Annotated in this window: 32 protein-coding genes and 1 tRNA gene; 14 read left to right on the top strand and 19 right to left on the bottom strand. The window is 59.3% G+C overall.

What is annotated here, in order from left to right; all coding sequences use genetic code 11:
* Window positions 1-6: 6 nt before the first annotated feature.
* From FIV35_RS25315 to sctU, 9 genes are read left to right on the top strand one after another with little or no spacing between them, the layout of a single operon-like run.
* On the top strand, window positions 7-906 hold the full coding sequence (locus FIV35_RS25315; RefSeq protein ID WP_034136815.1) for an FHA domain-containing protein: 900 nt from the start codon (window positions 7-9) through the stop codon (window positions 904-906).
* Window positions 903-2,261, top strand: a complete 1,359-nt coding sequence (locus FIV35_RS25310) for a FliI/YscN family ATPase (RefSeq protein WP_034136782.1) — start codon at window positions 903-905, stop codon at window positions 2,259-2,261. Before FIV35_RS25315 ends, FIV35_RS25310 begins: the two co-directional genes overlap by 4 nt.
* The gene (gene sctO / locus FIV35_RS25305) at window positions 2,248-2,676 is read left to right on the top strand and encodes a type III secretion system stalk subunit SctO (RefSeq protein ID WP_034136783.1); all 429 of its coding nucleotides are present in this window, start codon (window positions 2,248-2,250) and stop codon (window positions 2,674-2,676) included. Before FIV35_RS25310 ends, sctO begins: the two co-directional genes overlap by 14 nt.
* Window positions 2,673-3,131, top strand: a complete 459-nt coding sequence (locus FIV35_RS25300; RefSeq protein ID WP_034136784.1) for a type III secretion system HrpP C-terminal domain-containing protein — start codon at window positions 2,673-2,675, stop codon at window positions 3,129-3,131. The genes sctO and FIV35_RS25300 overlap by 4 nt, the downstream gene beginning before the upstream one ends.
* Complete coding sequence (locus FIV35_RS25295; protein ID WP_034136785.1) at window positions 3,128-4,141, top strand: FliM/FliN family flagellar motor switch protein; 1,014 nt, start codon at window positions 3,128-3,130, stop codon at window positions 4,139-4,141. Before FIV35_RS25300 ends, FIV35_RS25295 begins: the two co-directional genes overlap by 4 nt.
* Window positions 4,138-4,791: a type III secretion system export apparatus subunit SctR gene (gene sctR / locus FIV35_RS25290; protein WP_034136786.1), complete on the top strand. Its 654-nt coding sequence runs from the start codon at window positions 4,138-4,140 to the stop codon at window positions 4,789-4,791. Before FIV35_RS25295 ends, sctR begins: the two co-directional genes overlap by 4 nt.
* A 7-nt stretch (window positions 4,792-4,798) precedes the next feature.
* Window positions 4,799-5,062, top strand: a complete 264-nt coding sequence (sctS, locus tag FIV35_RS25285) for a type III secretion system export apparatus subunit SctS (protein ID WP_083377911.1) — start codon at window positions 4,799-4,801, stop codon at window positions 5,060-5,062.
* Between the two features lie 10 nt (window positions 5,063-5,072).
* On the top strand, window positions 5,073-5,861 hold the full coding sequence (sctT, locus tag FIV35_RS25280; RefSeq protein WP_034136787.1) for a type III secretion system export apparatus subunit SctT: 789 nt from the start codon (window positions 5,073-5,075) through the stop codon (window positions 5,859-5,861).
* Entirely contained in the window at window positions 5,858-6,955 is a 1,098-nt protein-coding gene (sctU, locus tag FIV35_RS25275; protein ID WP_034136788.1) for a type III secretion system export apparatus subunit SctU, read from the top strand. Before sctT ends, sctU begins: the two co-directional genes overlap by 4 nt.
* Here sctU and FIV35_RS25270 read toward each other — a convergent pair whose 3' ends face one another.
* The 19 genes from FIV35_RS25270 to FIV35_RS25180 all read right to left on the bottom strand — a co-directional run bounded on the left by FIV35_RS25270 (window position 6,956) and on the right by FIV35_RS25180 (window position 21,270).
* Window positions 6,956-7,306, bottom strand: a complete 351-nt coding sequence (locus FIV35_RS25270) for a hypothetical protein (protein WP_034136816.1) — start codon at window positions 7,304-7,306, stop codon at window positions 6,956-6,958.
* Between the two features lie 11 nt (window positions 7,307-7,317).
* On the bottom strand, window positions 7,318-7,521 hold the full coding sequence (hrpT, locus tag FIV35_RS25265; RefSeq protein WP_034136789.1) for an HrpT family type III secretion system protein: 204 nt from the start codon (window positions 7,519-7,521) through the stop codon (window positions 7,318-7,320).
* Window positions 7,518-9,632: a type III secretion system outer membrane ring subunit SctC gene (gene sctC / locus FIV35_RS25260; RefSeq protein ID WP_375538219.1), complete on the bottom strand. Its 2,115-nt coding sequence runs from the start codon at window positions 9,630-9,632 to the stop codon at window positions 7,518-7,520. Before sctC ends, hrpT begins: the two co-directional genes overlap by 4 nt.
* Before the next feature lie 42 nt (window positions 9,633-9,674).
* Window positions 9,675-10,067: a type III secretion protein gene (locus tag FIV35_RS25255; RefSeq protein WP_034136791.1), complete on the bottom strand. Its 393-nt coding sequence runs from the start codon at window positions 10,065-10,067 to the stop codon at window positions 9,675-9,677.
* Between the two features lies 1 nt (window position 10,068).
* Window positions 10,069-10,287: a hypothetical protein gene (locus FIV35_RS25250; RefSeq protein ID WP_034136792.1), complete on the bottom strand. Its 219-nt coding sequence runs from the start codon at window positions 10,285-10,287 to the stop codon at window positions 10,069-10,071.
* 45 nt (window positions 10,288-10,332) lie between these two features.
* Complete coding sequence (sctL, locus tag FIV35_RS25245; protein ID WP_034136793.1) at window positions 10,333-10,947, bottom strand: type III secretion system stator protein SctL; 615 nt, start codon at window positions 10,945-10,947, stop codon at window positions 10,333-10,335.
* A gap of 2 nt (window positions 10,948-10,949) precedes the next feature.
* On the bottom strand, window positions 10,950-11,507 hold the full coding sequence (locus FIV35_RS25240) for a hypothetical protein (RefSeq protein WP_052198904.1): 558 nt from the start codon (window positions 11,505-11,507) through the stop codon (window positions 10,950-10,952).
* Entirely contained in the window at window positions 11,504-12,301 is a 798-nt protein-coding gene (gene sctJ, locus FIV35_RS25235) for a type III secretion system inner membrane ring lipoprotein SctJ (RefSeq protein ID WP_034136818.1), read from the bottom strand. Before sctJ ends, FIV35_RS25240 begins: the two co-directional genes overlap by 4 nt.
* Window positions 12,302-12,307: 6 nt before the next feature.
* On the bottom strand, window positions 12,308-12,676 hold the full coding sequence (locus FIV35_RS29995; protein ID WP_231980874.1) for a hypothetical protein: 369 nt from the start codon (window positions 12,674-12,676) through the stop codon (window positions 12,308-12,310).
* Between the two features lie 101 nt (window positions 12,677-12,777).
* Window positions 12,778-13,017, bottom strand: a complete 240-nt coding sequence (locus tag FIV35_RS25225) for a hypothetical protein (RefSeq protein ID WP_146375090.1) — start codon at window positions 13,015-13,017, stop codon at window positions 12,778-12,780.
* 105 nt (window positions 13,018-13,122) lie between these two features.
* Window positions 13,123-14,046, bottom strand: coding sequence for a sigma-54-dependent Fis family transcriptional regulator (locus FIV35_RS25220; RefSeq protein ID WP_034136794.1), 924 nt, complete (start codon window positions 14,044-14,046; stop codon window positions 13,123-13,125).
* Between the two features lie 316 nt (window positions 14,047-14,362).
* Window positions 14,363-15,463 (bottom strand): redox-regulated ATPase YchF, encoded by a 1,101-nt coding sequence (ychF, locus tag FIV35_RS25215; protein WP_034095779.1) that lies wholly within the window; start codon window positions 15,461-15,463, stop codon window positions 14,363-14,365.
* 21 nt (window positions 15,464-15,484) lie between these two features.
* On the bottom strand, window positions 15,485-16,069 hold the full coding sequence (gene pth, locus FIV35_RS25210; protein ID WP_034095780.1) for an aminoacyl-tRNA hydrolase: 585 nt from the start codon (window positions 16,067-16,069) through the stop codon (window positions 15,485-15,487).
* Between the two features lie 167 nt (window positions 16,070-16,236).
* A complete protein-coding gene (locus FIV35_RS25205; RefSeq protein WP_034136795.1) occupies window positions 16,237-16,833 on the bottom strand; it encodes a 50S ribosomal protein L25/general stress protein Ctc in 597 nt (198 codons plus the stop codon).
* A 137-nt stretch (window positions 16,834-16,970) separates the two neighbouring features.
* Window positions 16,971-17,912, bottom strand: a complete 942-nt coding sequence (locus FIV35_RS25200) for a ribose-phosphate pyrophosphokinase (RefSeq protein WP_003171603.1) — start codon at window positions 17,910-17,912, stop codon at window positions 16,971-16,973.
* A gap of 46 nt (window positions 17,913-17,958) precedes the next feature.
* Window positions 17,959-18,033, bottom strand: a tRNA-Gln gene (locus FIV35_RS25195).
* Window positions 18,034-18,070: 37 nt separating this feature from the next.
* Window positions 18,071-18,874 (bottom strand): 4-(cytidine 5'-diphospho)-2-C-methyl-D-erythritol kinase, encoded by an 804-nt coding sequence (gene ispE / locus FIV35_RS25190; RefSeq protein ID WP_231980936.1) that lies wholly within the window; start codon window positions 18,872-18,874, stop codon window positions 18,071-18,073.
* A gap of 49 nt (window positions 18,875-18,923) precedes the next feature.
* A complete protein-coding gene (gene lolB, locus FIV35_RS25185) occupies window positions 18,924-19,541 on the bottom strand; it encodes a lipoprotein insertase outer membrane protein LolB (protein WP_034136797.1) in 618 nt (205 codons plus the stop codon).
* Window positions 19,542-19,545: 4 nt separating this feature from the next.
* Window positions 19,546-21,270, bottom strand: a complete 1,725-nt coding sequence (locus tag FIV35_RS25180) for a tetratricopeptide repeat protein (protein ID WP_034095784.1) — start codon at window positions 21,268-21,270, stop codon at window positions 19,546-19,548.
* 183 nt (window positions 21,271-21,453) lie between these two features.
* Between FIV35_RS25180 and hemA the strand changes: the two genes are divergently transcribed.
* From hemA to murI, 5 genes are read left to right on the top strand one after another with little or no spacing between them, the layout of a single operon-like run.
* Complete coding sequence (hemA, locus tag FIV35_RS25175) at window positions 21,454-22,743, top strand: glutamyl-tRNA reductase (RefSeq protein WP_034136798.1); 1,290 nt, start codon at window positions 21,454-21,456, stop codon at window positions 22,741-22,743.
* A complete protein-coding gene (gene prfA / locus FIV35_RS25170; protein ID WP_034136799.1) occupies window positions 22,740-23,822 on the top strand; it encodes a peptide chain release factor 1 in 1,083 nt (360 codons plus the stop codon). The genes hemA and prfA overlap by 4 nt, the downstream gene beginning before the upstream one ends.
* Window positions 23,823-24,653, top strand: coding sequence for a peptide chain release factor N(5)-glutamine methyltransferase (gene prmC / locus FIV35_RS25165; RefSeq protein WP_034095787.1), 831 nt, complete (start codon window positions 23,823-23,825; stop codon window positions 24,651-24,653). It begins immediately after the preceding gene.
* Window positions 24,647-25,402, top strand: coding sequence for a molybdopterin-synthase adenylyltransferase MoeB (locus FIV35_RS25160; protein WP_034136800.1), 756 nt, complete (start codon window positions 24,647-24,649; stop codon window positions 25,400-25,402). The genes prmC and FIV35_RS25160 overlap by 7 nt, the downstream gene beginning before the upstream one ends.
* On the top strand, window positions 25,395-26,189 hold the full coding sequence (murI, locus tag FIV35_RS25155; protein ID WP_034136801.1) for a glutamate racemase: 795 nt from the start codon (window positions 25,395-25,397) through the stop codon (window positions 26,187-26,189). The genes FIV35_RS25160 and murI overlap by 8 nt, the downstream gene beginning before the upstream one ends.
* Window positions 26,190-26,205: the final 16 nt, after the last annotated feature.

The following is a 26,205-nucleotide window of genomic DNA, read 5'->3' as shown; positions in this document are numbered from 1 at the left end:
TCTATGATGTTTGAGCTGCGGGTACTTGATGGCCTGAGTCAGGGCGCTGCGTTGCCATTGTTTGGTGAGCAGTGGAGCATCGGCGCTCATGCGGATGCTGACCTGGTGCTTAACGGTCCGGGGATCGAAGAGCAGCATGCGCGTCTTCGTTTTACTGACGCTAATTGGTCGGTGCAGGCAGAGGCGGGGCTGCTGCGAGACGCCGAAGGGCGCATGCTGGCGCAGATCGCGAACCTGGAGCTGAACGTACCGTTTTGGGTGGGCAAGGTGCAGTTGTGTGTCACCTTGGCCGATCAGCCCTGGCCCCGGCCTAGCGCGCCGGCATCGGTGTCGCCGCCCCCGGCCCCTGAACCGGCACGGGGGTTCACGCTGTCGTCCATCCCGCAAGCACAGCAAAAGCGCCTGATCAGCGTGGTGTTGGTGGTCACGGCCATCATTGTAGTGATGGGCATGATTTCAACCGGGGAGCCCGAGGCTCAGGCTTCCTTGATGCCGCCGGTAGTCCAAAAGCACGAATTGGCCACGCCGTTTGAAGTGCGCCAGCAACTGTTGAAGATGCTCGGCGAGCGTGAGTTGAACCAGCGCGTCAGTCTGCAAGTGATCAATGGTCAGGTTGCCCTCAGCGGTGATGTTTCCCAGGAAGAGGTGGAACTGGTGGCGCGCATGCTTGCCCGTTTTGGCGAGCAGTTCGACAGTGCCGTGCCGGTGATCAGCCGTGTGCGCGCGCGCGATGGGGCACTGCCTTTCAAGATTGTGCAAATCGTCGGCGGGCCCAATGGCCATGTGGTCCTGGAAGAGGGCGGCCGACTGTTTGTCGGAGACGAAGTGGAAGGGCTGCGGCTGGTGCTGATCGACAACAGCAAGGTGGTCTTCGATGGCGCCCAGCGTTATGAGGTGCGTTGGTGAGTTTGGATGTGCAAGCGCGGCTTGAGGTTTGGCAACAGCGTCAGGCCCAGTCACTGGCCAGCTTTGCGCCGGTGACGATGCGCGGTCGCATCCAGCGCGTTAACGGCATGCTGCTGCAGTGCCGCTTGCCGCAGGCGCGTATCGGCGATTTGTGCCAGGTGGAAAAATGCCCCGGCGACTACATGCTCGCCGAGATCATCGGCTTCGATCAGCAGGACGCGGTACTCAGTGCCCTGGGTAATCTCGAAGGCGTGCGGGTGGGGGCCGGCGTGGAGCGCCTGGGTGTCTCCCATCGGGTGCAGGTCAGCGAAGCGCTGCTGGGCCAGGTGTTGGATGGCTTTGGGCGGCCGATCACGGGGGAGGGCCCCAGCGCCTTTGTCGAGGCTGACTTGCCGGACACCAGCGCGGTGTTATGTGAGGCGCCGTTGCCTACCGAGCGACCCAGGATCAACCGGGCGCTGGCCACCGGCGTGCGTTCGATCGATGGCCTGATGACGTTGGGCGAGGGGCAGCGCGTAGGCCTGTTCGCTGGGGCCGGTTGCGGCAAGACCACCTTGCTGGCCGAGATCGCGCGTAACGTCGAATGCGATGTCATCGTGTTCGGCCTGATCGGCGAACGGGGTCGGGAATTGCGTGAGTTTCTCGATCATGAACTGGACGAACAACTGCGCGCCAAAGCGGTACTGGTGTGCGCCACCTCCGACCGTTCCAGCATGGAGCGCGCCCGCGCCGCGTTTACCGCCACGGCGTTGGCGGAAAGTTTTCGTCGCAAAGGGCAGCGGGTATTGCTGCTGATTGACTCCTTGACTCGATTCGCCAGAGCCCAGCGCGAAATCGGCCTGGCTGCCGGCGAACCCTTGGGACGCGGAGGCTTGCCACCGTCGGTTTATAGCCTGCTGCCTCGCCTGGTGGAACGTGCCGGGCTGACCCGCGACGGCGTGATCACGGCGATCTATACGGTACTGATCGAGCAGGATTCCATGAACGATCCGGTGGCCGATGAAGTTCGCTCGCTGCTCGACGGCCACATCGTGCTGTCACGCAAATTGGCCGAGCGCGGGCACTACCCGGCGGTGGATGTGCTGGCGAGCCTTTCACGGATTTTGAGCAACGTCGCGGCCCCTGAAGATATCCAGGCCGGCACCGGGTTGAGACGATTGCTGTCGGCCTACCAACAGATCGAGCTGATGCTCAAGTTGGGGGAGTACCAACCCGGCAGCGACCCGCTCACTGACCTCGCGGTGGACAGCCGTCAGGCGGTCGATGGTTTCCTGCGCCAGGATCTGCGCGAGCCTACGCCGATGGCGCACACGCTGGAGCGACTCAAGGAGCTCACCGCCCATGTCCCATTCTGATGTATTGCAGGGTGAGGTGGAGACGCTGCGACGTCTGCGCCGGCATCGAGCCGACCGTGCCGAGCGCGCGCTACGCGAGGCCAAGCGCGCCCAGCAGGCGCTGCTCGCCCATATCCAACGGGCCAAGGACGCCCTTGAACAGACTCGACAGGAAGAGGCGCGCAAAAGTGCTGAATTGCTCAGTCAGCATCAGGGGCAGGTGCTGAGCCTGAAGGAGTTGAAAGCCTGGGGCGCGCGGGAACGCTCGTTATCTGCCAGTACCCGGCGCGAACAAGGCCAGTTGGTGCAACTACAAGATCAGCAAGGCGAAAAGGAACGCCGCGTTGGAAGCGCTCAGAAGCACGTCACCGAGTGTCTGCGGCAAGTGGAAAAACTTCAGGAGTTATCGCTCCTTCTGGCTCAGGAGCCGACATGACCCAGGTTTCAAATAAACCCACCGAGCGGCCGCGTCCAAGTGAGGCGCGTGAGGAGCGCGAGCACGGATCTACCGGCGAAGTGGTCTGGGAGCCGGGGCGATTGTTCGCTCAGCTGTTTGCCGATAACGATGAAGGCTTTGGGTCAGGAGCGTCCTTATCAGGCGTCAAGACATCCACCGATGCCGTCATGATGCAGGCCCTCGCCGAACAGTTGGCCCCTCGTATACAGGCCGGCTCCCACTGGCCGCTGCAGGCGGTGTTGTATTTACCCCGGCTGGGGCGGATCAACGCCAGCGTGCGCCGTGAGCAGAACGCCTGGACCATCGAACTGGAAGCGGAACATGACGCCACGGCGCGCTGGCTCAGCGGCGTGCGACAACAGTGTGAAGAGCGGTTTTCGGGAGAGCTGGGGCGGCCGGTCAATCTGCTTCTGTCGGCTGTCGGGTACGCATGATAGTGCCGACCTTAACTTTACCTTCGATCAGGGCCACCACGGTTGCCGCGCGCCGTCGCCTGGGGCGCGGCCTGCGTCTGGCCTTTCAGGTTGCCGGCCAGAACGGTGAGTTGCGACTGGAGCCTGGGCGAGCGCCCACACGGCCCGAGGTCTTTTGCTTCGAGACCGCGTGTGGCGTGCTGGCGTTCGCGCAAGCAGGGCCGGTGCTCAGCCTGCTGGGCGAGTGCCCGGTGACACTGGCCCCTTCCGGCAACGATCCGGATTCTTGGTTTTGGGCTGTGTTCCAACACCACCTTAGCCCGCAGGTGAGTGCGCTGTTGGGGCATGTGCGCTTGCTGGAAACCGACCGTCCCAAGGGGTTTGGTTGCCGACTCTGCATCACCCTGGGGGCCTCTCGGGTGGACAGCTTTGTGTGGCTGACGCCTAACAGCTTCCTGGAGTTGTGCGAGGCCGGGCCCTGGCGCGACACCGCCGAGCCGATGCCGGCGCGATTCCAGCTGGCAATTGCCGTGACCCTTGGGCGCTTGCAGTTACCGATTGCACAGGTGCGCGGCCTGCGCACAGGCGATGTGCTGATGCTTGAACAGCCGTTTTTTCAAGCCCAGGGCAACGGGTATCTACAGGTCGGCAAACAGCGACTGCATGGCTGTATTGACGATGCCAGCGGGGCTTTGTGCCTGACCCTTACTTCTATCGAGGACACGTCTGTGGACGAAGAATTTTCAGCCCCTCATTACTCGGGATATGAGGAAGATGAGCCCGTGGTGGATGTGTTTGGCCACGAACCGTTCGATGAATTGAGCATGGCGTTGAACGTGCGCTGCGGCACGTTGAACCTTACGTTGGGTGAGCTGCGTAATCTTGCGCCAGGCTCGGTGCTAGGTATTGCCGGTTACGCGCCGGGAATGGCGGGCCTCTATTACGGCGACCGCCCCATCGGTCAGGGGCAGTTGGTGGAGGTTGACGGACGCCTGGGGTTGCAGCTGTCCCGCGTGATGTTCGGCCGATGATACTTCAGGGGCTAGACCCCCTCGTTCTCGCGCTTTTTCTTGGGGCGCTGTCGCTGCTGCCCCTATTGTTGGTCATCTGCACATCGTTTTTGAAAATCGTGATTGTGCTGATGATTACCCGAAATGCCATCGGCGTGCAGCAGGTGCCGCCCAGCATGGCAATCAATGGCATCGCGTTGGCCGCGACGTTATTTATCATGGCGCCGGTGGGGTACGAGATCGCTGAGAGCGTCAAGGCATCGCCTTTGGACATGAGCAACGTGCAAACGGTACTGCAGACGGGTGGAGAAGCCATCAAGCCGTTGCGTGCCTTCATGCTGCGTAACGTGGACCCGGATGTGCTGACCCATCTGCTGGAAAATACGGCGCGGCTGTGGCCTGCGCAGATGGCGCAAGAGGTGCAGCGCGAGGACCTGATCCTGTTGATCCCAGCCTTTGTGCTGTCGCAGTTGCAGGCCGGTTTCGAGATCGGCTTCCTGATCTACATTCCCTTTATCGTGATCGACCTGATTGTCTCCAACCTGCTGCTGGCGCTGGGTATGCAGATGGTCTCACCCATGACCATTTCCCTGCCGCTCAAACTGCTGTTGTTCGTGCTGGTGTCCGGCTGGTCGCGGCTGCTCGACAGCCTGTTCCTCTCCTACCTCTGAGTGGCTTATGGACCCGATCGTGCTGTTCAAGCAAGGCATGTTGCTGGTGGTGGTGTTGTCGGCGCCGCCGTTGATTGTGGCGGTGGTGGTCGGTGTGCTGACGTCTCTGGTGCAAGCATTGATGCAGGTCCAGGGCCAGACGTTGCCCTTTGGCATCAAGCTGGTGGCGGTGGGTATCACACTGATCATGACCGGACGCTGGATTGGTGTGGAGTTGATCCAACTGATCAACCTGACCTTCGACATGATCGGCCGCTCGGCCCTGAACTGAGGCCCCGCCTGTGCTGCTCTACCTTGAATTCCTGCCCAGCCTGCTGATCGGCATGGCGCGTATTTACCCCTGTGCCATCCTGGTGGCGGCGTTTTGTTTCCAGCACATACGCGGGATGCCTCGGCACACCATTGTGATGGTCATGGCATTGATGCCTGCGCCGGGTATTCACGCGGCGCTGCAGGGGCAGGATTACTCGGCGCTTATGCTCGGCGGGCTGGTGCTCAAGGAGGTGGCGCTCGGGCTGTTGCTGGGCGTGTTGCTGGCGATGCCGTTCTGGATGTTCGAAGCCGTGGGGGCGTTACTGGACAACCAGCGCGGTGCGTTGGCCGGTGGCCAGCTCAACCCTTCATTGGGGCCGGATGCCACTCCGATCGGGCATCTATTCAAGCAGCTGGCGATTTTTCTGCTGATGGTCAGCCTGGGCTTGGGCGCGTTGACCCAGGTGATCTGGGACAGCTACTTGATCTGGCCACCGACCGTTTGGTTTCCGCTGCCCGCACCGAATGGCATGAGTGTATTCGTCGGCTTGCTGGGCGATACCTTCACGCACATGATGTTGTACGCCGCGCCCTTTATAGCGGTGCTGTTGTTGCTGGAGTTCGGCATCGCATTACTGGGGGTTTACAGCCAGCAGCTGCAGGTGAGTACGCTGGCGCCGCCGGTCAAGTGTCTGGCAGGTATTGGTATTGTGCTGTTGTACTTTGCATTGCTGCAGGACCTGATCGTGGGGCGCATGCTCCAGCTCGGCGAGCTTAAACACTCGCTGGGGCTGATGTTCAAGGCTACGGGCTCATGAGTGACTCGGGGGAAAAAAAGCACCCGGCGTCCGCCAAGAAACTGCGCGACCAACGTAAGAAGGGCCAGGTCGCCCAGAGTCAGGACGTCCCTAAGTTACTGGTACTCACGGCCATCAGTGAGATCGCCTTGTTGACCGCCGAAACCAGCCTTCAGCGCTTCCAGCAATTGATGGCGTTGCCGATGTCGCGCTTCAACGAGCCGTTTGTACGGGCGTTGGAAGAAGTGATGGTTGAAGGGCTGGTGATGTTTGTCTCGTTTGCCCTACTGATGGTCGGGGTAGCGGTTATGACGAAGCTGATCAGCAGTTGGATGCAATTCGGGTTGTTGTTCGCCCCGGAGGCCCTGAAGCTCGATTTCAATCGCGTCAATCCGGTCAGCCAGCTCAAACAAATGTTCTCTGCCCAGTCGGTGATGAATCTGTTGATGAGCATCGCCAAGGCATTCCTGATTGGCCTGGTGGTGTACGTGGTGGTCTGGCCTTCGCTGGGTGCTCTGATCAACCTGGCAACCAGCGATTTGCCCAGTTACGTCTTGGGGCTGATCGCCCTGTTTCGTCACTTGCTGCATGCCTGTCTCGGGTTGTTATTGGTGCTGGCCCTGATCGACCTGGCTTTACAGAAGCATTTCTTCGCCAAGCGTATGCGCATGACCCAGGTCGAGGTCGTCAAAGAGTACAAGGACATGGAGGGCGACCCTCATGTGAAGGGCCAGCGTCGTGCGTTGGCGCAGCAACTGGCTCAGGAGGAACCCAAGGTCAAGCTGCCCAAGCTGGAGGAGGCCGATATGCTGGTGGTCAACCCGACGCACTTTGCGGTGGCCCTGTATTACCGCCCAGGTAAGACGCCGCTGCCGCTGCTGATCAGCAAAGGTACGGACGCCGACGCCCGTCGACTGATCGTTCGGGCGAAGGCTGCCGAGGTGCCGGTGATCCAGTGCGTTTGGTTGGCCCGTACGCTCTACGAGAAAAAACTGGGTGCCAGCATTCCCCGCGAAACCTTGCAGGCCGTGGCGTTGATCTACCGGACCTTGCGTGAGCTGGATGACGAAGCCAAACGCGAAACCCTGGAGTTGCCGGAGCTTGAGCGGCGCTGATCAGCGGCTGGAGGTCGTGTCCAGGGCGCTGAGGTTAGTCAGCGATAACATCCGGCTGAGGATCTTGTCCAGCGCGTTACGCGCCGTAGGCAGCGCGTGCCAAATCACCAAAGCGTTTTGGGCGTCGAGGTAGGCAAAGCAGCCATCGTACAGAGATGCATGCTCAAAGCGTCGCTCCAGAACCCGTTGCAGTTGCCCGGATTGCAGCGCTTCACGCGCGATGAGCAAAGCCATCCCTGGCTGCTTGCCGGCTTGCAGCGCGCATACTTTGATTCCGGGAGCGAGTTGCAGGTGAGCAGCAGCGCCGCTCACCAGATTGTCCAGAAACACCTGGCGTTGTGCGTCGGGCATTTCTTTTGCGCTCATCGTTCCAGGGAGACCGTTTGATAGTCTTTTCGCTCCCCGGCGGGGCCAGGCTCGACACGCATCTGCGGTGGCCACCAGATCACCATTTTGTCCTTGGTCGATTGCGGGCGAGAGCACGAGTCGCCCTTGCAGGTGGGGGTGCAGCCGGCAACGAGCAACGCGGTGGCGATCAGGGTGACGCAGAGTAGGCGGTGTTTCATGGCATAGCCTTTTGAGCTGGAGTGATCAAAGAAGGGCGCGGCACGCTACGGTGTTCATCCTTCACCACAGGGCGCATGGCGATAAAGACCTCGGCTTCTTCACCCGGCTTGAGCCAGGCACGCGGCCACACGCTGACGGCCAAGGTCTGGGCGTTGCTGCATTCCTTTTCGTCGATACGCACATTGCGATTGAACTGGTTGCGCAGCACGACGACTGCCACGTTGTACTCGGGGCCGGCATACCATTGGCTACGCTCGGTGTTCAGAGCCAGCAAGTCGCGGGTGCTGCACAGCGTATTCAAGCCCAGCGGCATCGGTGCGGCCTTGAAGGGCTTAGGCACTTCACCGCTGACCAAATGCGCCAGGGTACTGATGATATCGCTGCGCTTGATCACCGGCGGGTGAGGGGCATTGCGACGGGCCAATGGCGCAAGGGCCTTCTGCAATTCAACCTGGTCGGCCTGGGGCAAGTAGCGTGACGGGTCGGACTGATCGCCGATGACCCGTGGTGTCAGGATGAACAAGCGCTCTCGCCGGTTGTTCTGCCGTTCGGTCGAGGAGAACAGCGCCTTGCCCAACAGCGGAATATCACCCAGCAGCGGCACCTTGTTGTGTTTGTCGGTGTTTTCAGTGACATGGAAGCCACCGACCACCAGCGAACGTTTCTCCGCCATCACCGCCTGGGTACTAACCTTGCCGCGGCGCACATCAAGGTTGCCTGGGATGGGGTTGGACTCGTCGAAGTTGCCGTCTTCGATATCCACCGCCAGATGGATCTGATGGCCGCCACGGCTGGTGATCACACGAGGCACCACCTGGAAACTGGTTCCCACAGTGACGGGCAAGATGGTTGCATTCTCTCTACCGGGCGTCAGGTACTGCGTGCGGTTGAAGTCGATCACCGCAGGTTGGTTTTCCAGCGTGAGCACCGAGGGATTGGAGACCATGGTCGCCAGGCCCTTGGCCTCCAGGGCGCGAATGTCCGCATAGAAGCGATCGCGGTGTTCGATCGACAACTGTGACGACGTGCCCGGTGCCAGATTGGCCCCGCCGCGGAACCGGCTGTTCTGGAACCCCCAGTTGACCCCGAACTCCCGCAATTGCGTGCGCTCGATATCGAGGATGATCGCGTCGATTTCCACCAGCTTGCGCGCCACATCGAGTTGGGTGATCAGCTCGCGGTACATGGCCTGGCGTTCCGGCAAGTCGTAAATCAGCACCGCGTTATTGCGCAAATCGGCTTCAACCCTGATCCGACTGTTGGAAACCGGGGCGCGCGGGGTGAGCGCGGGGCCGGTGTCCAGTGATGTCGGGTTGGCGTTAGCACCGAGCATCTGGCCCAGCAACGGGTTGCCTAACCGGGGAATGTTGGGTGTGAGCGGCGCGGGGGGGGAGGCTGGGCGCTGGCTCAGACTCGAGAGCCCCGAAAGCTTCGAAGTGGAGCGTGGTTCCAGCAGCCCGCGTAAAATGCTGGCGACACCGGGAATGTTGAGTTTTTCTCCGCGGTAATCCACCTGGCGGTCCGTTGCATTGGCAAACTTCAACGGGTAACTCAACACGCTCTGTTTTTCATCCGGTGAGCGGCGCTGGCTGCTGAACTGCTTGATCTGTTCGATATAGCGCTTGGGGCCGGAGACGAGTACGACCCCGTCTTCGGGCAACTCTCCCCAACCGAAACGGCTATCGAGCAGTCCGATATCGGTCAACGCCTGCTTGAGGTCGGAAATCGTCTCTGATGAGACCTCCAGGCGTGCTGACTCCTGCTGATCCAGCGTGCTGATGTAAAGCGTGTTGTTGTAGAGGTACCACTGGAAACGGTGTTCGACACCTAGTCTGTCCAGTAGTGACTGTGGGGTGTTCGCGCGGATCTTGCCGTTGACGTCCCCCTCCAGCAGGCCCTCGATGTGCAATTGCGTGCCAAAGGTCTGGGCGAAGTCTTCGAGGACTTCCCGTAGTGGTTTGTGTTCGGCCTCATAGGCGTAGGCGGTGTTTTTCCATTCCGGGGGAATGGCGGCCAGGACGCTTTGAGCAGGTATCAGCAACCAGGGGAGTGTGAGCAGGCAACGCCAGGTGGCAAGCCTTGACGATGTTCTGGGCAAGGCAATAGGCATGCGGTTATAGCTCTGGGTCTTGTTGTACATAGAGTTCTCTGGTTAATACGACAGCGAACGTAACGAAGTAGGTTTGGATTGATGAGCCGGCAGGGCAAGGCGCGCGACCGTCGAGCGCCACGTGTCGCGTTGGTTGAGCAGGGCTTCGAGGCTGTTGAGCAACGATGTCTCGTGCGGGTCGGTGCGCAGGCATTGGACCAACCAGAGCGCGCCACTGTCAGGCGCTTGGGCAAGCGAGCCTTGAAAGTGATTCAGGCTGACCGCACCCAGTCGCAGCCAACAGTGCAACGGTGCGTGATCCGGCCGACGTGACGTCAGTTGAACGCAGATCAACACGGCGTCGCCGTGACGTTTCAGGATGATTTCATCGTTGTTCTCGAGGACGAGCATCTGTTCTGAGTCGCCGCCCAACCAGTCAATAAGTTGATCTTCCAACTTATGGCACACCGTCCAGTGCGGTTTTGAACAGCATGTAGTTGACCCGGCTGTGCTCGTTGAACGCCCAATCGGAGTGATGCCTTTTAAACATGCTCTCGTAAAACATCAGCATGTCCTCTGAGGTCTCCGCAGGGGACTGCTCGATGGTTTTATAACGCAGGGTGTCAGTCTTAACTTGGCCCAGAAGCTCACGTTTGAAGCCGTTATAGAAGTCCATAATTCTCTCCTGATAGACCTCACCTCTGTGGTCAGTGCTGGCTATTCAGTTCCAAGTTGATTGCGCCAGGCCAGCCAGTGGAGCCCGATCACCTTCTTTGGAAAACGGGGCAAGCATGGAGGCCCAATTGATGTGAAAGTCGCCTTCGTCGGTTTTCAGAACGAGGGTTTGAGTGCTGATGGTGTCGTCTGGCTGAACTCTCCAACGCGCGGCGTTATGGCGGCTGAGGCAATGTTTGAGTGCCTCGATTTCCCGTGGATGACACAACAGGAGCGCATTCACCTCCGGTACCTGGCTTGCCAGCAATTGCTTGAGCAGCGCTGCCAGGCGTTGTGGCTGCGGCGTCTCGTCAAGCAGGTGTCTGATCGCCTGGTTGACGACCCCTGTGATGTACCGCTCCAGGTTGTCGCACAATGCTTTTTGCTCGTTTTCCCATCGATGCAGCTGTGCGTTGGCGCGTTGCCAGAACGCCTGGCCCGCCTGCTCCAAAAGCGCCTCGCGGCTGAGTTGTGCGCGGTTGAGCAACGCGTCAGCCTGAGCCTTGGCGCGGGTTAACAGGTGTTCGGCTTGGGTGCAGTCAGCGAGCACCTCTCTGGGAATCAGCCCGTGCGACAGGCTATTGGCGTCGGGCGGCAGCGTGATTTTGCGTCGGCAGAGCATCGTCAGTCGTCCATTGCGTGGGGCGCAGGCACCACGCGAGTGCTGGTGGGTGTTGTCATGCGCCACACCACGGCTTGCCACAGGGTATCCAGGCGACTCGCATCGCCGACGTATGGGCGGTGGCTTCTTTCCAGTTCGAGCACACGCGCAAAGCAAAAGCGCAATCGGAGGCGTTGCCAGACGGGAGGCTCAACCCATGCACGCAGCAGTTGCAAAGGATCGTCTGCAGGTAACAGTGTTTGCGGGGGCAAGGCCTTGGCAATTCGCTTGCACCATAGGTGATGATCCTCCTGCAAGGCGGTGGTGGTTTGCGGCCTACAAATGCTGTCAATCAGGTCGAGCACGAAATCGAGTTCCGAGACCGACGCCAAGGCCAGCTTGAGCAGCGTGGGGTGAGGAGCAGGGGGCAGGCCTGCGGTAATACCTTCGACGGTACAGTTCACTGGGGCGTCGATAAGGCGCAGCGCGTTGATTACTGGGTCGCCGAGGGTATGCCAGTCATCGTGCGCCGACCTCCAAGGACGCGCCCACCATTGCGCCCAGCTCAGGTGTTCACTCACGGGTGGGTCGCTTGCGAATTATCGGAGTAGCCGGCCGCAGCTTGGATTGCCCGCTGTCGCCGGTTGCGCAGGAAGAGTAACGCGGCCGTCGTCATCACGATGGCAACCAACGTAAGGGTCATGCTGGCGCGCCAAAAACCGAGGTCATCTGCGGGTATCAAGAACGGTCCGAAATACGTCAGCTGCCGTTGCTCTTGATAGACGATTGAAGGCACGAAGACCACCGTGAGCTTTTGCGGGTTATCCACCGCCGTGGACATTCCCGGGATGCTGCTGGCAACCATTCGGCGAACCCGAGAACGGATATTATCGGGGTCTAGCCGCGGATCATGCTTGATGAAAACCGAAGCAGAGGCCGGTTGCACCGGTTCTCCCGGCGCGATGCGCTCTGGAAGCACCACATGCACCCGGGCGATGATGACACCGTCAATGTTCGACAAGGTCGCCTCAAGTTCCTGGGACAGGGCATAGATGTACCGAGCCCGCTCCTCCAGTGGTGTTGAAATGACGCCGTCCTTGCGAAACGTATCGCCCAATGTGGTACGTGCGACCTTGGGCAATCCGACCGCCTCCAACGTACGCACGGCACGACCGATGTCGATGGCATTGACGACCACGACAACACCGTCTTTAGCAGGCACTTTTTGTGCGCGGATATGTTTGTCAGCCAATTCGGCAATGACCTCGTTGGCTTCCTGTTCGGATAATTGGCGGTGGAGTTCGACGCGCTCACTGCAACCGTTCAGCATGAAGGCGAGCCATAAAAGCAGCAGAGCGGGGAGGAGGGACTTCATGCCCATCTACTGCAAATTGCTGATTTTATCGAGGCCTTGGGCGGTTTTCCCGACACTCTTGACCAGGATGTGAGTCAGCAGCAAGGTGTTGGAAAGGTGGCTAGGGTAGTCCCGCATTGCACGCTCGTTATTTTTTTTACTGAGGGCGCGCAAACTTTTGCCCATGCGTTCTGTTGAGTGGGCGAGCGCGTCTGACGCGTCTGCCAGCAGGCTGCTCCGTTCAGCCCGATGCGTGGTGGCAGCCAGGGGGGTTGGCTGTGCCAGGGCTGAGGTGAAGAGATGGATATCGGCAGGCGGTGCGGGTGAATATTCAACTGATCTGTGTGCGCTGCCAGTGTCGTCATGCTCTGCGGAAAAAACGGTTTTGATTTGCATGCCAGACCTTTTGCATCAAGGGCTCAGGAGGGCGACGCTGGGTCAGCGTCGCCGGTGTAGAAAACTTCCCCGACTGATTGCCTCGGGGAAGCTGGCCATTCTTAACGGTAGGTATCAGCAACACTCTTCAAGCCGGTTTGCCACCTAGCTTCTCGAGCCAACTCTGCGATCTTTTTGTTGTCTTCTTTAGACCCTTCGGTGGTTTGTTCCAAACTCGGTGCGCCTGAGTCATAACTATTGCCAACCGAATAAGGGTTATAGCCAGTGTTGGAGGGTATCGTCATTGGGTGTTCTCCAGAGATGCCTGCAATAAAGATAGTGGGTTTACCAGTTTGATTCATAATATTTGAATCGCTGCTGGCACTAACTATGTGGCCGTTGATGTGGATGGCGTTCCTGAAGTTTTTCGTGCAAATGTTTCGAATTATTAGTTGATTGCCTGGGGGTTAATTCAACAAAATATGAAGTTGTTTCATTCGGTAGTAAAGCGTGCGTTTGGCCACGCCTAACTCGACTGCCACACGGTCCACATTGTGTTCGTTCCGCTGCAGAGACTCTTCAATCAGCGTCTTTTCAATCTGTTGAAGGCGGCCCTTGAGGCCTATCTCGACCCCGTCATCCGGCATGGCCGGCCCACACAGCGGTGGCAGTCCCAGTACGCAGCGCTTGGCGGCCGAGCGCAATTCACGCACGTTACCCAGCCAGGAATAGCCAAGCAGTTGCAGCAGCAGCGTGCAGGGTGGTGAAGGTGGTGGGCGTTTGAATCGCTCGGCCTCCTGCCTGAGCATGCTCAAGAATAAAGGGATAATGCGTTCACGGCGCTCACGCAGTGGCGCGAGCTGGATGGTGACCACATTCAGGCGGAAATAAAGATCGCGCCTGAACGCTCCTCGCTCGACCATTTTATGCAGCAGCTGCTGGGCAGACGCTATAACGCGCATATCCACCGGAATGAAGCGGGTTGAACCCAAGCGCTCAACGCCACGAGCCTCCAGTACTCGCAGCAGCTTGGCCTGGAGCGAGAGCGGCAAGCTGTCGATTTCATCCAGGTACAAGGTGCCCAGGTGCGCGGCTTCGATGAAGCCTGCCCGTGATTGCACGGCGCCGGTGTACGCGCCGCTGTTGACTCCAAACAGTTGACTCTCCGCCAGGGTCTCCGGAATGGCTGCGCAATTGACCGCGACCAGGTTGCCCCGTCGCCCTGATAGCCGATGAATGCGTTGTGCCAAGGTATCTTTGCCGGTGCCGGTTTCTCCCAGCAACAGGATGTCAACGTTGAGGGGGGCAGTGCTGCTCAAGACATGTTCAATGTCAGCGTCTTCAATGAGTGAAGTGCTTGTTTCGTTTTCCATGTGGTCAAGCGCCGACATCGGATTATTACTCCATACTCGCTCTTGCTTCACTGTCGAAAAGACAACGTGCAGGCTCTGCACAATACAGCGAATTTTATAACAGTTATCACCGGTCCTTAGGGTGATTAGTTGCCGAAGTCATGTGGGATAAGTTTGATAGTTTTCGGGCGCTGAACGTATTAAGTAGAGCGGTGCAGGGGAGAGTAGGCAGAGTCTGAAAACTGTTGGTATTTAGACTGATCTGTTGTGTCAGAGTATTCGTAAAGTCGTCGCCCACAAAAAAGCCGATGCAGTGCATCGGCTTTTTATATTCGGCGTAAACCGCGAGTAGCGATTATACGTTGAAACGGAAGTGCATCACATCGCCATCTTTAACGATGTATTCCTTACCTTCCAAACGCCACTTACCTGCTTCCTTGGCACCGGCCTCACCCTTGTACTGGATGAAGTCGTTGTAAGCGATCACCTCAGCACGGATAAAGCCTTTTTCGAAGTCGGTGTGAATCACGCCGGCGGCCTGTGGCGCGGTGGCACCGACCTTGACGGTCCAGGCGCGGACTTCTTCGACACCGGCGGTGAAGTAGGTTTGCAGGTTGAGCATTTCATAGCCGGCTCGGATCACGCGGTTCAGGCCAGGCTCTTCCAGGCCCAGGGCCTCGAGGAACATGTCTTTTTCTTCGCCGTCTTCAAGTTCGGCGATTTCCGCTTCGATCTTGTTGCACACCGGAACAACCATGGCGCCTTCTTCGTCGGCAATGGCCTTGACCACGTCGAGCAGCGGGTTGTTTTCGAAGCCGTCTTCAGCCACGTTGGCGATGTACATCACAGGCTTGGTGGTCAGCAGGTGGAAGCCTTTGATCACAGCTTTCTCGTCGGCACCCATGTTCTTCATCAGGCTGCGCGCAGGTTTGCCTTCGGTGAAGTGGGCGATCAACTGCTCAAGCAGCCCTTTCTGGACCACGGCATCCTTGTCGCCGCCCTTGGCGTTACGCGCAACTTTCTGCAGTTGTTTTTCGCAGCTGTCGAGGTCGGCAAAGATCAGTTCCAGGTCGATGATCTCGATGTCGCGTTTCGGGTCGACGCTGTTGGAGACGTGAATCACGTTCTCGTCTTCAAAGCAGCGGACCACGTGGGCGATGGCGTCGGTCTCACGGATGTTGGCCAGGAACTTGTTACCCAGGCCCTCGCCTTTCGACGCGCCGGCCACCAGGCCCGCGATATCGACGAATTCCATGGTGGTCGGCAGGATGCGCTTGGGATTGACGATGGCCGCCAATGCGTCCAGGCGCGGATCGGGCATAGGCACGATGCCACTGTTGGGTTCGATGGTGCAGAAGGGGAAGTTCTCCGCCGCAATACCGGACTTGGTCAGGGCGTTGAACAGGGTGGATTTGCCGACGTTGGGCAGGCCGACGATGCCGCAATTGAATCCCATGGTGTTTCCCCTCGGTAAGAGTCAGGCCTTCTGGCTGTGCAGGTTTTTCATCGCACGGTTCCATTCACCGGCGAGGATATCCGGCAGCACGCCGAGGGCAAAATCGATGCTGGCATCGAGTTTTTCCTGTTCGGCGCGTGGCGCACGACCCAGGACGAAATTTGAAACCATACTGGCAACGCCCGGATGGCCGATGCCGAGCCGCAGGCGGTAAAAGGTATTCTGATTGCCCAACTGCGCGATGATGTCGCGCAGGCCATTGTGACCACCATGCCCGCCGCCCTGTTTGAGCTTGGCGACGCCGGGTGGCAGGTCCAGCTCGTCATGGGCCACCAGGATTTCTTCGGGTTTGATCCGGAAGAAGCCCGCAAGCGCCGCGACAGCCTGGCCGCTGCGGTTCATGTAAGTGGTGGGAATCAGCAGACGAACATCCTGACCTTGATGCGAGAAGCGTCCGGTCAGGCCAAAATACTTGCGATCGGCCACCAGGTTGACACCTTGGGCGTGGGCGATGCGCTCAACAAAAAGGGCCCCCGCGTTATGCCGGGTCTGTTCGTATTCGGCGCCTGGATTTCCCAGGCCAACGATCAGTTTAATGGCAGTCACGACAGGGGCCCTTCCTTTGAAGTTGTGGATAACATCGCCGCGACCTGCATGCGGCGAAAGTGGACGACAAAGATCATTTACTCAAGAGTAAACGCCGCGTTATCGCCCGCTTTCTCGCTACGTTTCGGTCCGCGATGTTTCCTCAAGCTCCGGCAAGACAGAGTGAATTACTCTGCAGCGCCTTCTTCAGCTTCTGGAGCAACGCGTGGAGCGTGTACGTTGGCAACTGCTTTGTCATCACCGTGAGCCAGTGCAACGAACTCAACGCCTTTTGGCGCCTTGATGTCGGACAGGTGAACGATGGCGCCGACTTCCAGAGCCGACAGGTCGACTTCGATGAACTCAGGCAGGTCTTTCGGCAGGCAGGTCACTTCGATTTCGTTCAGGACGTGAGAGATCTCGCCGCCTTTCTTGACCGGAGCTTCTTCACCAACAAAGTGCACAGGCACGATAGCGGTCAGTTTCTGGCCAGCTACAACGCGAACGAAGTCGGCGTGCATGATGAACTGCTTGGAAGGATGACGCTGCATTGCTTTAACGATGACGTTCTGCTTGGTGCCGTCGACGTTCAGCTCGATAACGTGGCTGTAGGCAGCTTCGTTTTCGAACAGCTTGGCGATTTCTTTGGCCAGAATGGTCACGGATTCAGCAGGCTTGCTACCGCCGTATACAACAGCAGGAATGTTAGCGGCGTGACGCAGGCGGCGGCTCGCACCTTTCCCCAGGTCAGTACGCGCTTGGGCGTTCAGAGTAAATTCAGTCATTTTGTATCTCCAAAATAGCCATCATCGAGTGGCGTTTGCGACCAGCGCCAAACTCGATATGGGCAAAAAAGCCCCGCCCCAACACAATGCTGGGGCGGGGCGCTTTTCGTCAGTGCTTTATTACGAAGGGGTAACCCTTAACGGAACATCGCGCTGATCGATTCTTCGTTGCTGATGCGGCGAACCGCCTCAGCAACGACCGGTGCGATATCCAATTGACGGATACGCGCACAGGCTTGAGCGGCGGCGGACAACGGGATGGTGTTGGTCACCACCAGTTCGTCCAGCACGGAATTTTCGATGTTCTCGATCGCTCGGCCCGACAGCACAGGGTGTGTGCAGTAGGCGAAGACTTTAGCCGCACCGTGCTCTTTCAAGGCTTTCGCCGCGTGGCACAGGGTGCCGGCGGTGTCGACCATGTCATCAACCAGAATACAGGTACGCCCTTCGACATCACCGATGATATGCATCACTTCAGAGTGATTGGCTTTTTCACGGCGTTTGTCGATGATCCCGAGGTCCACGCCCAGGGATTTGGCAACAGCCCGTGCACGCACGACGCCACCAATGTCCGGGGACACAATCATCAGGTTTTCAAAGCGCTGGTCTTCGATGTCATCCACCAGAACGGGGGAACCGTAGATGTTATCTACCGGAATATCGAAGAACCCCTGGATTTGGTCAGCGTGCAGGTCAACCGTGAGAACACGGTCGATGCCTACCACGGTTAGCATGTCAGCCACGACTTTCGCGCTGATAGCCACACGCGCGGAACGCGGACGGCGATCCTGACGGGCATAACCAAAGTAAGGGATTACAGCTGTGATTCGAGTCGCTGAGGAGCGGCGGAAGGCATCAGCCATCACGACGAGTTCCATCAGGTTATCGTTGGTCGGAGCGCAGGTCGGCTGAATAATGAAGACATCTTTACCGCGGACGTTTTCATTGATCTCGGCTGTAATTTCGCCGTCGGAGAATTTACCGACAGAGATGTCACCGAGAGGGATATGCAGCTGACGTACGACACGTCGAGCCAGATCGGGGTTAGCGTTCCCCGTAAAGACCATCATCTTGGACACGCGCAGTACCTAGAGGCTGAGGGTAACCTGGATGAGTATAGGAAAATGGCAGGGGCGGCTGGATTCGAACCAACGCATGGCAGGATCAAAACCTGCTGCCTTACCGCTTGGCGACGCCCCTGTATCTGTTGCAACGAGTACCCAGTACTCGATTCCTTTTAGAGCAGACTTTGCAGCTTGCGATGCAACATCGAAACGTTGCTTCCCTTTGCTACAAACCCTGTAAGGGTCTCTGTAAGAAGGGCCGAGACTTTATCAGCTTCAGCTTTGCTTGGGAAGCCCCCAAACACACAACTTCCAGTTCCGGTTAATTTTGCTTCGGTAAATTTACCTAGCAAATTCAAAGCGTTACGTACCTCTGGATAACGCCTTGCTACAACCGGTAAGCAGTCATTTCGACTGTTTCCCTTGGGAACGGGGCGCACTTTAATGGGAGGAGAGTTACGTGTCAACAGCGGATCTGAAAAAATTTCTGCTGTACTTACAGAGACTTGCGGGACAAGGACCACATACCAAGGCTCTTCGGGCTCTACAGGGGTCAGTTTTTCCCCTACGCCTTCGGCAAAAGCCGCGTGCCCGCGAACGAAAACCGGGACGTCGGCCCCCAGCGTCAGCCCCAGCGCAGCCAGGCGATCAGGGTCCCAGCCGAGCTGCCACAAGTGGTTCAGGCCCAGCAGCGTAGTCGCGGCATTCGAGCTGCCACCGCCGATCCCACCGCCCATGGGCAAAATTTTATCGATCCAGATGTCGATGCCCAGTGAGCTGCCGGATTGCTCTTGGAGTTTTTTCGCGGCCCGCACAATCAGATTGTTGTCGTGGGGCACGCCTTCGAATTCGGTATGCAACTGGATCACGCCGTCGTCGCGTACGGCGAAGGTCAGTTCGTCGCCGTAATCGAGAAATTGAAACAGCGTCTGCAGCTCGTGGTAGCCGTCTTCACGGCGTCCGAGAATATGCAGCATCAAATTGAGTTTGGCCGGAGAGGGCAGGGTCAGTTTTTCTGCGGTCACGTTATTGCCCCAATTTGCGCGGTTGCCAGTCCTTGATCACCAACGTGACGTCCAGGTCCGTGCCGTGCAATTTGATGCGTTCGGGCAGCCAATAGCCGTTCTGTTGTACGTAACTGAGGTACTCAACTTGCCAGCCATCCTGTTCAAGGGTGGCCAGACGACTGTCGCCGTTAAGGCTCAGGCGGCTCTTGCTGTCCGGTGCGGGCAAACCGCGCACCCACCAGACCAGATGAGACACCGGCAGTTTCCAGCCAATCTGTTCTTCCAGCAGAGCTTCCGGGGAGGTCGCTTCGTAGCGCCCCTGATTGGCCACTTCGAGGCTCACCTGGCCCGGACGCCCGGTCAGCCGCGCCGCACCTCGGCCCAGTGGGCCCGAGAGGCGAATATCGTAGTAGTCCTGGCGTTGCAGCCAGAACAGCGTACCGCTGCCGGAATCTTTCGGCGCGCGTACGCCAACCTTGCCTTCGATCTGCCAGCCATCGATGCTGGCCAGTTGGCTCTTGTGCTGCTTCCATTGCGCCGGGTTGCCCTGGCCTTCAACGGATTCACGGGCGCCAAAGCCAGCGCAACCGGCGAGCAAGGCGATAAGACTGAACACTACAACGTGGCGCAAAAACATAAGTTTAAAGGGTCTCGGATCCGGTCAGGCGCTTGATGGTGCTGCGCAGGATGGGGCTTTCGGGTTGTTCCTTGAGGAACTTTTCCCAGATTTGACGGGCTTCGCGCTGCTTGCCATTGGCCCACAACACTTCGCCCAAGTGGGCCGCGACTTCCTGATCGGGAAAGCGCTCCAACGCCTGGCGCAGCAGGCGTTCGGCTTCATCCAGATTACCCAGGCGGTAATTCACCCAACCGAGGCTGTCGAGGACGGCCGGGTCTTCCGGATTGAGTTTGTGCGCTTGTTCGATCAGCGCCTTGGCCTCGTCGTAGCGCGTGGTGCGATCGGACAAGGTGTAACCCAGGGCGTTGAGGGCCATGGCGTTGTCCGGGTCGCGCTTGATGATCAGGCGAAGGTCTTTTTCCATCTGCGCCAAGTCATTGCGTTTTTCCGCCTGCATGGCGCGGGTGTACAGCAGGTTCAAATCGTCGGGGAATTGCAACAGGGCTTGTTGCAGCACTTTCCAGGCGCGATCACCCTGACTATTGGCCGATAAGGTCTCAGCCTGAATCAGGTACAACTGGATGGCATAGTCCGGCTCGGCATCCCGCGCGGCGGCCAGGCGTTTTTCCGCCTCATCGGTGCGGCCGTTGCTCATCAGGATATCGGCCTGGCGCAGTTGGGCCGGCAGGTAATCGTTACCGGAGCCGACCTGAGCGTATTCGAGCAGGGCTGCCTGTGGGTCGTTGCGCTCTTCGGCAATGCGGCCCAGGTTCAGGTGCGCGGAATCCACATGGCTTTCCCGGGCGATCAGCTCTTCCAGGTACCCTTTGGCCTCGTCCCAGGCTTTGGCTTCAAGGCATACCAGGGCCAGGGAATAGCGCAGTTCATCGTCGTCCGGATATTGCTGGACCAGATTGGCGAACTGCACTTTGGCGTCCTCCATGCGGTCCTGCTCCACCAGCATACGTGCGTAAGTCAGGCGCAGGCGCTTGTCTTCCGGGTACTTCTTGATGCTTTTTTCCAGCAACGGAATCGCTTCCTTGCCGCGATTGAGATTCTGCAGCAAGCGTGCGCGCAGCAGAATAGGGGCGATTTCCCCCTCATCCGGCGGGTTTTGTTCCAGCAGCTTCAGCGCTGCTTCGGCTTCGTCATCCTGTTGCAGCAGCAAGGCCTTGCCGAAAATCAACTGGCTGTTTTTCGGGTGCTTCTGTAGCAGTCGATCGAAACTGTTCATCAGGCCATTGCGGGTGTCCTGGTCGGTGTCGGCGGCCGACAGCGCCAGGAAGTCGAAATGGGTGTCGCCCTTGCCCTGCAGGACTTTCTCCATATACACCATGGAGTCGTCATAGCGCCCGGCCCGCGCCAACTGAATGGCCGCCGCCCGTTGTGCTTCCAAGTCGTCCGGGGCGTTTTTCGCCCAGATCAGCGACGTGTCCAGCGCCGCCTGATCGGCCCCCAGGTACTCGGCGATGCGAAACGCGCGCTCGGAGATCCCCGGGTCCTGCGTATTGATGGCCTGGGTCACGTAGTTATCCAGCGCAATATCGAAGCGATTGCGCTGGCCGGCCAGCTCCGCGGTCAGCAGGCTGTACACCGTTTCTTCGCTGAACGATGAGTAAACCTTGGGCTTTTCAGGGGCGGGGGTGCTGTCTTCTGTCGGCGGCGTACCGTCCGGCTGCACGGGGGCCATGGCCTGGCAGCCGCTGAGGAAGACAAAAGCAAGGAGCAACGCGGAAGATCTATTCATATAGGAAGAGGACGACTAACCTGCGGTCGGATCATCATGACACAAGCCTTCGGCCAAACATAACCGAGTCTCAGTGCGTGTCTTTTATAGGCACAAGGTATAGGGACAATAGACGACGGTGGTTGTTCTGAATCTTTCGAAGTAGGACAATCGCCGGCTTCCCGACATCATCAGCGATATTGAATGGCCTTCCTCGCACTCGGTATTAACCACAAGACTGCCTCTGTAGACGTGCGCGAGCGCGTGGCGTTTACGCCTGAGCAGTTGGTTGAGGCCTTGCAGCAGCTCTGCCGGCTCACCGACAGTCGCGAAGCTGCGATCCTTTCGACCTGCAATCGCAGTGAGCTTTATATAGAACAGGAACATCTCTCTGCGGATGTCATCCTGCGCTGGCTGGCCGATTATCACCATTTGAGCCTCGACGAGCTGCGCGCCAGCGCTTATGTGCATGAAGAGGATGCGGCAGTTCGTCACATGATGCGTGTGGCGGCCGGTCTCGATTCGCTGGTGTTGGGCGAGCCGCAGATCCTGGGTCAGATGAAATCCGCCTACGCCGTGGCGCGCGAAGCCGGCACCGTCGGTCCGTTGCTGGGTCGGCTGTTTCAGGCCACGTTCAACTCCGCCAAGCAGGTGCGCACCGATACGGCGATCGGCGAAAACCCGGTGTCCGTGGCGTTCGCGGCCGTCAGCCTGGCCAAGCAGATTTTCAGTGATCTGCAGCGCAGCCAGGCGCTGCTGATCGGCGCCGGGGAAACCATTACTCTGGTCGCGCGCCACCTGCACGACCTTGGGGTCAAGCGTATCGTGGTGGCCAACCGTACCCTGGAGCGCGCCAGTATCCTGGCCGAACAGTTCGGCGCCCATGCGGTGCTGCTGGCGGATATTCCAGCCGAACTGGTGCGCAGCGATATCGTTATCAGCTCCACCGCCAGTCAGTTGCCGATCCTGGGCAAAGGCGCGGTTGAAAGCGCGCTGAAGCTGCGCAAGCACAAGCCGATTTTCATGGTGGATATCGCCGTTCCTCGGGATATCGAGCCCGAAGTCGGCGAGTTGGACGATGTTTATCTGTACAGCGTCGACGATCTGCACGAAGTGGTTGCCGAAAACCTCAAGACTCGTCAGGGCGCAGCCCAGGCCGCCGAGGAAATGGTCAGCACCGGCGCCGAAGATTTCATGGTGCGCTTGCGTGAACTGGCGGCGGTGGACGTGCTCAAGGCGTATCGTCAGCAAGGTGAACGCCTGCGCGACGAAGAATTGCTCAAGGCCCAGCGCTCGCTGGCCAACGGCGGCAGTGCCGAAGAGGTATTGATGCAGTTGGCGCGTGGCCTGACCAACAAATTGCTGCATGCGCCCAGTGTGCAACTTAAAAAATTGACCGCCGAAGGCCGCCTCGATGCGCTGGCCATGGCCCAGGAACTTTTTGCCCTCGGAGAGGGCGCGTCAGACAGCTCTTCGGATAAAAAACTGCAATGAAAGCGTCACTGCTCAATAAACTGGACGTGCTCCAGGACCGTTTCGAAGAACTGACCGCCTTGCTCGGCGATGGCGAGGTCATCGCCGATCAGGCCAAATTCCGTGCCTATTCCAAGGAATACGCCGAAGTTGAGCCCGTGGTCGCCACCTATAAGAATTTGCTGAAAGTACAGGCCGACCTTGAAGGCGCCCAGGCACTGCTCAAGGACAGCGACCCGGACATGCGTGAAATGGCCGTGGAAGAAGTCCGCGAGGCCAAGGAAAAACTCGCCGAGCTGGAAGGCGACCTGCAACGCATGCTGCTGCCCAAGGACCCCAACGACGGACGCAACGTGTTCCTCGAAATCCGCGCCGGCACCGGTGGCGACGAGGCGGCGATCTTCTCCGGCGACCTGTTCCGTATGTACTCGCGCTACGCTGAGCGTCGCGGCTGGCGTGTGGAGATTCTGTCCGAGAACGAAGGCGAACACGGTGGCTATAAAGAAGTCATCGCCCGTGTCGAAGGTGACAATGTCTACGGCAAGCTGAAGTTCGAGTCCGGCGCGCACCGTGTGCAACGGGTGCCGGCCACCGAGTCTCAGGGCCGCATCCACACCTCGGCCTGCACCGTCGCGGTGCTGCCCGAGCCGGATGAACAGGAAGCCATCGAGATCAACCCGGCCGACTTGCGCATCGATACCTATCGTTCGTCCGGTGCCGGCGGCCAGCACGTCAACAAGACCGACTCGGCCATCCGTATCACCCACTTGCCGTCGGGTATCGTGGTGGAGTGCCAGGAAGAGCGCTCCCAGCACAAGAACCGGGCGCGTGCCATGTCCTGGCTGTCGGCCAAGCTCAACGACCAGCAGACCAGCGCCGCCGCCAATGCGATCGCCACTGAGCGCAAGCTGCTGGTGGGCTCGGGCGACCGCTCCGAGCGCATTCGCACGTACAACTTCGCCCAGGGCCGAGTGACCGATCACCGGATCAACCTCACCCTGTATTCCCTGGACGAAATCCTCGCCGGCGGCGTTGAAGCGGTGATCGAGCCGTTGCTCGCCGAATACCAGGCCGATCAATTGGCGGCCATAGGTGAATAAATGACCATCATCGCCAGCCTGTTGCGCGCCGCCGACCTGCCGGATTCGCCCACCGCGCGCCTGGACGCCGAATTGTTACTGGCTGCGGCCCTGGGCAAATCGCGCAGCTATCTGCACACCTGGCCGGAAAAAATCGTCAGCAGCGAAGACGCGCTGACGTTTGCTGGCTACCTGCAACGCCGCCGCGCGGGCGAGCCGGTGGCCTATATTCTCGGCCAGCAGGGTTTCTGGAAACTCGACCTTGAAGTGGCGCCGCACACGCTGATCCCGCGTCCCGAGACCGAAATGCTGGTGGAAGCGGCGCTGGAATTATTGCCGGCCACGCCTGCCCGCGTGCTTGACCTGGGCACTGGCAGCGGCGCGATTGCCCTGGCCTTGGCCAGCGAGCGCCCGGCCTGGCAAGTGACTGCGGTCGACCGTGTGCTGGAAGCGGTGGCCCTGGCCGAGCGCAATCGCCAGCGTCTGCACTTGAATAACGCCACGGTACTCAACAGCCATTGGTTCAGCGCCCTGCACGGGCACTCCTACGATCTGATCATTAGCAACCCGCCGTATATCGCCGACAACGATCCGCATCTGGTGGCCGGCGACGTGCGTTTCGAGCCCGCCAGCGCCCTGGTGGCGGGCCATGATGGTTTGGATGACCTGCGGCTGATCATCCAGGACGCGCCCGCCCACCTGAATGCGGGTGGCTGGTTGCTGTTGGAGCACGGTTACGATCAAGCCCCTGCGGTACGCGACCTTTTGCAGAGCCAAGGTTTTGAGCAAGTGCACAGCCGCGTCGACCTTGGCGGGCACGAACGTATCACCTTAGGGCGCCGGCCGTGCTGACCGATCAGGAGCTGTTGCGCTATAGCCGACAGATTCTGTTGCAGCATGTCGACATTGACGGGCAATTGCGCCTCAAAAACGGCCGTGCCCTGATTGTCGGCCTTGGCGGTCTGGGCGCGCCGGTAGCGCTGTACCTGGCCGCTGCGGGCGTTGGCCAGTTGCATTTGGCGGATTTCGACACGGTCGACCTGACCAACCTGCAACGCCAGATCATCCATGACACTGACAGTGTCGGGCAGACCAAAGTCGACTCGGCCATGCGTCGCTTGCGCGCGATCAACCCCGACATCCAACTGGTGCCCCATCGCACCGCGCTGGATGCCGATTCGCTGGCCGCTGCCGTGGCTCAAGTGGATGTGGTGCTCGATTGCAGTGACAACTTCTCTACCCGCGAGGCGGTCAATGCCGCCTGTGTCGGCGCCGCGAAGCCGTTGATCAGCGGCGCGGCGATTCGCCTGGAAGGGCAACTGTCGGTGTTTGACCCCCGTCGCGCCGACAGCCCGTGCTACCACTGTTTATATGGGCACGGCAGCGACGCCGAATTGAGCTGCAGCGAAGCCGGTGTCGTCGGGCCGCTGGTGGGCTTGGTCGGCAGCCTTCAAGCCTTGGAGGCCCTGAAGGTGTTGGCCGGTTTTGGCGAGCCGTTGGTCGGGCGTTTATTGCTGATCGATGCCTTGACCACGCGTTTCCGCGAGCTGCGGGTCAAGCGCGACCCTGGCTGCAGTGTCTGCGGGACTCGCCATGGGTAAGGATGCGCCGATCGGTGTGTTCGATTCCGGTGTCGGTGGCCTGTCGGTGCTGGAGGAAATCCAGCAACTGCTGCCCCACGAGTCGCTACTCTACGTTGCCGATTGCGGGCATATCCCTTATGGCGAGAAAACTCCGGCCTTTATTCGCGAGCGTTCGCGGCGGGTGGCGGCGTTTTTCCACGGGCAGGGCGCCAAGGCGTTTGTAATTGCCTGCAACACGGCGACGGTGGCCGCCGTCGCCGACCTGCGTCTGGACTACCCCGATTGGCCGCTGGTGGGCATGGAGCCCGCCGTCAAACCCGCTGCCGCCGCGACCCGCAGTGGTGTGGTCGGCGTGCTCGCCACCACCGGCACCCTGCAAAGTGCCAAGTTCGCGGCGCTGCTCGACCGTTTTGCCACTGACGTGCGCGTAGTTACCCAGCCATGCCCAGGCCTGGTTGAGCTGATTGAAACCGGCGATCTGAGCAGCCCGGCCCTGCGCCAGTTGTTACAGGGCTACGTCGACCCCCTGCTCAGTGCCGGTTGCGACACCATCATCCTCGGTTGCACCCACTACCCCTTCCTTAAACCGATGCTGGCGCAAATGCTGCCGCCGAGCGTCATCCTCATCGATACTGGCGCCGCAGTGGCACGGCAGCTCAAGCGCTTATTGGGCGAGCGCGACCTGTTGGCCGACGGCAAACCTGCTCCCGCGCAGTTCTGGACCAGCGGCGATCTGTCTCACCTAGGAAATATCCTACCGACACTATGGAAACATCCCGGAATTGTGCGAAGCTTCGGCTCGTGAAAATTTCGTGAAATTT

It is taken from the genome of Pseudomonas rhodesiae, assembly GCF_007858255.1.
Lineage (GTDB): Bacteria > Pseudomonadota > Gammaproteobacteria > Pseudomonadales > Pseudomonadaceae > Aquipseudomonas > Aquipseudomonas rhodesiae.
Note: the sequence above shows the minus strand (reverse complement) of the source record. Positions and strands in the feature narration are given on the sequence as shown.

Excerpts from the sequence above, each read along its gene's own strand:
- FIV35_RS25295 (WP_034136785.1), top strand. The coding sequence starts at position 3,128 with ATGATAGTGCCGACCTTAACTTTACCTTCGATCAGGGCCACCACGGTT.
- FIV35_RS25220 (WP_034136794.1), bottom strand. The coding sequence starts at position 14,046 with ATGTCGGCGCTTGACCACATGGAAAACGAAACAAGCACTTCACTCATT.
- murI (WP_034136801.1), top strand. The coding sequence starts at position 25,395 with ATGGGTAAGGATGCGCCGATCGGTGTGTTCGATTCCGGTGTCGGTGGC.
- hemA (WP_034136798.1), top strand. The coding sequence starts at position 21,454 with ATGGCCTTCCTCGCACTCGGTATTAACCACAAGACTGCCTCTGTAGAC.
- prmC (WP_034095787.1), top strand. The coding sequence starts at position 23,823 with ATGACCATCATCGCCAGCCTGTTGCGCGCCGCCGACCTGCCGGATTCG.
- prfA (WP_034136799.1), top strand. The coding sequence starts at position 22,740 with ATGAAAGCGTCACTGCTCAATAAACTGGACGTGCTCCAGGACCGTTTC.
- sctL (WP_034136793.1), bottom strand. The coding sequence starts at position 10,947 with ATGCTCTGCCGACGCAAAATCACGCTGCCGCCCGACGCCAATAGCCTG.
- FIV35_RS25180 (WP_034095784.1), bottom strand. The coding sequence starts at position 21,270 with ATGAATAGATCTTCCGCGTTGCTCCTTGCTTTTGTCTTCCTCAGCGGC.
- FIV35_RS25300 (WP_034136784.1), top strand. The coding sequence starts at position 2,673 with ATGACCCAGGTTTCAAATAAACCCACCGAGCGGCCGCGTCCAAGTGAG.
- ychF (WP_034095779.1), bottom strand. The coding sequence starts at position 15,463 with ATGGGATTCAATTGCGGCATCGTCGGCCTGCCCAACGTCGGCAAATCC.
- sctJ (WP_034136818.1), bottom strand. The coding sequence starts at position 12,301 with ATGAAGTCCCTCCTCCCCGCTCTGCTGCTTTTATGGCTCGCCTTCATG.
- sctC (WP_375538219.1), bottom strand. The coding sequence starts at position 9,632 with ATGCCTATTGCCTTGCCCAGAACATCGTCAAGGCTTGCCACCTGGCGT.
- lolB (WP_034136797.1), bottom strand. The coding sequence starts at position 19,541 with ATGTTTTTGCGCCACGTTGTAGTGTTCAGTCTTATCGCCTTGCTCGCC.
- FIV35_RS25250 (WP_034136792.1), bottom strand. The coding sequence starts at position 10,287 with ATGGACTTCTATAACGGCTTCAAACGTGAGCTTCTGGGCCAAGTTAAG.
- FIV35_RS25270 (WP_034136816.1), bottom strand. The coding sequence starts at position 7,306 with ATGCCCGACGCACAACGCCAGGTGTTTCTGGACAATCTGGTGAGCGGC.
- FIV35_RS25205 (WP_034136795.1), bottom strand. The coding sequence starts at position 16,833 with ATGACTGAATTTACTCTGAACGCCCAAGCGCGTACTGACCTGGGGAAA.
- FIV35_RS29995 (WP_231980874.1), bottom strand. The coding sequence starts at position 12,676 with ATGCAAATCAAAACCGTTTTTTCCGCAGAGCATGACGACACTGGCAGC.
- sctR (WP_034136786.1), top strand. The coding sequence starts at position 4,138 with ATGATACTTCAGGGGCTAGACCCCCTCGTTCTCGCGCTTTTTCTTGGG.
- hrpT (WP_034136789.1), bottom strand. The coding sequence starts at position 7,521 with ATGAAACACCGCCTACTCTGCGTCACCCTGATCGCCACCGCGTTGCTC.
- sctS (WP_083377911.1), top strand. The coding sequence starts at position 4,799 with ATGGACCCGATCGTGCTGTTCAAGCAAGGCATGTTGCTGGTGGTGGTG.
- FIV35_RS25315 (WP_034136815.1), top strand. The coding sequence starts at position 7 with ATGTTTGAGCTGCGGGTACTTGATGGCCTGAGTCAGGGCGCTGCGTTG.
- ispE (WP_231980936.1), bottom strand. The coding sequence starts at position 18,874 with ATGCTGCATATTCTCGGACGCCGTGAAGACGGCTACCACGAGCTGCAG.
- sctU (WP_034136788.1), top strand. The coding sequence starts at position 5,858 with ATGAGTGACTCGGGGGAAAAAAAGCACCCGGCGTCCGCCAAGAAACTG.
- sctO (WP_034136783.1), top strand. The coding sequence starts at position 2,248 with ATGTCCCATTCTGATGTATTGCAGGGTGAGGTGGAGACGCTGCGACGT.
- FIV35_RS25225 (WP_146375090.1), bottom strand. The coding sequence starts at position 13,017 with ATGAATCAAACTGGTAAACCCACTATCTTTATTGCAGGCATCTCTGGA.